Below are 2,721 nucleotides of genomic sequence, written 5' to 3'. Positions count from 1 at the left end.
CGAGTGCGTAGCACGACGCAAAGGAAGGCGACGCTTCGTAAGTAGAAACCCCTCCCTCTCCCAAAGAAAAGAGAAAGGTGGATACAAAAGGGGAGCTCTTTTGCTTCGGCTTTGCCTCGCAACTGCAAAGCAGAGCGCAATTTAAGCCCCCAACCCCTTTACAACAAAGTAAAAAACAACCTCAAATGGTTGTTTTTTACACAAAGAAGTTCGGCTTGCAAGACTAAATTTGACCAAACCAAATTTAGCACCTTAAAGGCGCAGGTCTCGGTGTGTCAAATTTACAAATTTATCGCCCTTCAAAACGACCGATTTATCAAAAAATCAGCCGAATTTAATTAATATTGCGAAATTGAAACAAAAATCAGGATAAAAAATGAATGAAAATTTGATAGCTTATGCTGCGGCGTATCTGCTAGGCGGTATCCCCTCGGGCGTGATTTTGGCATATATCTTCGGCGGAGTGAACATCAGAAGCGAAGGCAGCGGCAGCATCGGCGCGACCAACGTTTTGCGCGTGCTAAAGCAAAAAGACCCCAAACTCGCTAAAAAGATCGCGATTTTGACCGTAGTTTGCGACGTTTTAAAGGGCGTTTTACCGATACTGATCGCGAAATTTTTTGGCCTTGCTCCCGCGACGCTTTGGGCGATGGCGGTACTTTCCGTGCTTGGACACTGCTACTCGCCGTTTTTAAAATTTGAAGGCGGCAAGGGCATAGCCACTGGTGCGGGCGTTTTGGCGGTTTTTTTGCCACTTGAAATCATTATCGCGCTTGGAGTTTGGTTTGTCGTGGGCAAGCTGCTTAAGATCTCCTCGCTAGCTTCGCTAGCCGCGCTTGTGGCGTTTATCGTAGCGACTTTTGCGTTGCAGCCGCAGATCCCTGATATCGACTCCTATGCACCGATATTTTTGATCGCATTTTTGGTTGTCTACAAGCATCTGCCAAACATCAAACGCCTAATAACCGGGCAAGAAAAGCGCGTAATTTGACGACCATTATCAGAGACTACGAATTTAGCACGATCATTGGGTTACTTGATTTTGAGCGCGTGACACCGCAAAAGGTAAGAGTGAGCGCGGAGTTTGAAAGCGGCGAGTTTATAGACTACGTGGAAGTGATAAATTTGATCGAGGAAATTTATGCGCAAGAAAAATTTGGCACCGTGGAGAGTTCGCTTGAAATTTGCGCAAAAAAGTTGAAGGAAAAATTTGGCTCGCTTAGCTTTTTGAAAATGGAAATTTTAAAAATCGAGATCGTCAAAAATGCGACGGTTGGCGCAAGAGCCGAGTTTAAATATTAAATTTTTTTTAAAGTATCTTGAAATCTTGCTTAATTTATGCTACAATCCCAACAAATTTTACTGAAGGGAAAAAATGAGAATTTTAATAGTTGAAGATGAGGTAACTCTAAACAAAACCATCGCCGAGGGCTTGCAAGAGTTCGGCTATCAGACCGACAGCTCGGAGAATTTCAAGGATGCTGAATACTACATCGGTATTAGAAATTACGATTTGGTTTTGACCGATTGGATGCTGCCTGACGGCGACGGCGTGGATCTAATCAACATCATCAAACACAAATCCCCGCGCACTGCAGTAGTCGTACTATCTGCGAAAGACGATAAAGATAGCGAAGTTAAGGCATTTAGAGCTGGTGCGGACGACTATATCAAAAAGCCGTTTGATTTTGATGTTTTGGTAGCTAGGATCGAGGCTCGTTTGCGCTTTGGCGGTACGAACGTTATCAAAATAGACGACCTTATCATCGATCCGGACGAGGAGAAAATCACCTACCTAGGCCAAGATATCGAGCTAAAAGGCAAACCGTTTGAGGTACTAACTCACCTTGCGCGCCACAGCGATCAGATCGTCAGCAAAGAGCAACTACTAGACGCGATCTGGGAGGAGCCTGAGCTCGTAACTCCAAACGTAATCGAAGTAGCAATCAATCAAATCCGCCAAAAAATGGATAAACCGTTAAATATCTCGACTATCGAGACGGTCAGAAGACGCGGGTATAGGTTTTGCTTTCCCAAAAAAGCCTAAGATTTAGGTTTATAGTGCAATTAGCATCGGCTTCTACGATGCTAATTCTCATCATCTCCGTTCTTTTATACCAGTATATCAAGGTCACGATATACGAGGGCATCTCACAATCGCTCGCATATGAAGCTAAAATTTTATCCACGAGCGCAAATTTATCTAAAGTAGAAAAACCGTTTGAGTACTTCACGCTAAATGATAGTCCCACAAAGGCAAAGCTCGTCGAGGGCAAAACGGTATCTCCTTATTTTGCTACGGAAAGGGTCGGACAAAAGACTTATTTGACGTTATTTTATCCGTATATGGATGACACCAGCATCGCGCTAACTAAAGACACCACTCATCAAAGCAAACTCATAGATCAAATTTTAATCGATATCATCATGGTAAACGCCACGTCGATACTTCTGATTATTTTTTACGTACTGTTTTTGTCGCGGATGCTGCTGGTGCCGATCAAAATTTTAAGTAGAAAAATGACGAATTTAAACGAGCGGTTTTTGCAGACGGTGAGTCTTGACGAGCTGCCGCCCGAGTTTAAGCCGCTAGGCAAAAGTCTAAACCGCTTGATTGAACGCATTCAGACGTTTGTACTGTATCAAAAGGAGCTTTTCGTCGGTGTAGCGCACGAGCTAAAAACGCCGCTTGCGGTGATGAAAACCAAAAACGAAGTCACG

General features: G+C 43.8%; 4 protein-coding genes and 1 pseudogene. All 5 read left to right on the top strand.

The annotated features are described in order from the left end of the window. Window positions 1–189 precede the first annotated feature (189 nt). Window positions 190–342, top strand: a complete 153-nt coding sequence (locus tag Q0546_RS01530; protein WP_298789900.1) for a hypothetical protein — start codon at window positions 190–192, stop codon at window positions 340–342. A 34-nt stretch (window positions 343–376) separates the two neighbouring features. After that, window positions 377–991 (top strand): glycerol-3-phosphate 1-O-acyltransferase PlsY, encoded by a 615-nt coding sequence (plsY, locus tag Q0546_RS01525; protein ID WP_298789898.1) that lies wholly within the window; start codon window positions 377–379, stop codon window positions 989–991. Then, on the top strand, window positions 988–1,302 hold the full coding sequence (locus Q0546_RS01520) for a dihydroneopterin aldolase (RefSeq protein WP_298789896.1): 315 nt from the start codon (window positions 988–990) through the stop codon (window positions 1,300–1,302). The genes plsY and Q0546_RS01520 overlap by 4 nt, the downstream gene beginning before the upstream one ends. A 73-nt stretch (window positions 1,303–1,375) precedes the next feature. Then, a complete protein-coding gene (gene hsrA, locus Q0546_RS01515; RefSeq protein WP_002947350.1) occupies window positions 1,376–2,047 on the top strand; it encodes a homeostatic response regulator transcription factor HsrA in 672 nt (223 codons plus the stop codon). Between the two features lie 14 nt (window positions 2,048–2,061). Beyond that, window positions 2,062–2,721: pseudogene (locus Q0546_RS01510) on the top strand (two-component sensor histidine kinase); the annotation flags it as partial.

The sequence above is a fragment of the uncultured Campylobacter sp. genome (assembly GCF_937997465.1).
Taxonomy (GTDB): Bacteria; Campylobacterota; Campylobacteria; order Campylobacterales; family Campylobacteraceae; genus Campylobacter_A.
This window is presented reverse-complemented; position numbering and strand designations above follow the sequence as displayed.

Excerpts from the sequence above, each read along its gene's own strand:
- plsY (WP_298789898.1), top strand. The coding sequence starts at position 377 with ATGAATGAAAATTTGATAGCTTATGCTGCGGCGTATCTGCTAGGCGGT.
- hsrA (WP_002947350.1), top strand. The coding sequence starts at position 1,376 with ATGAGAATTTTAATAGTTGAAGATGAGGTAACTCTAAACAAAACCATC.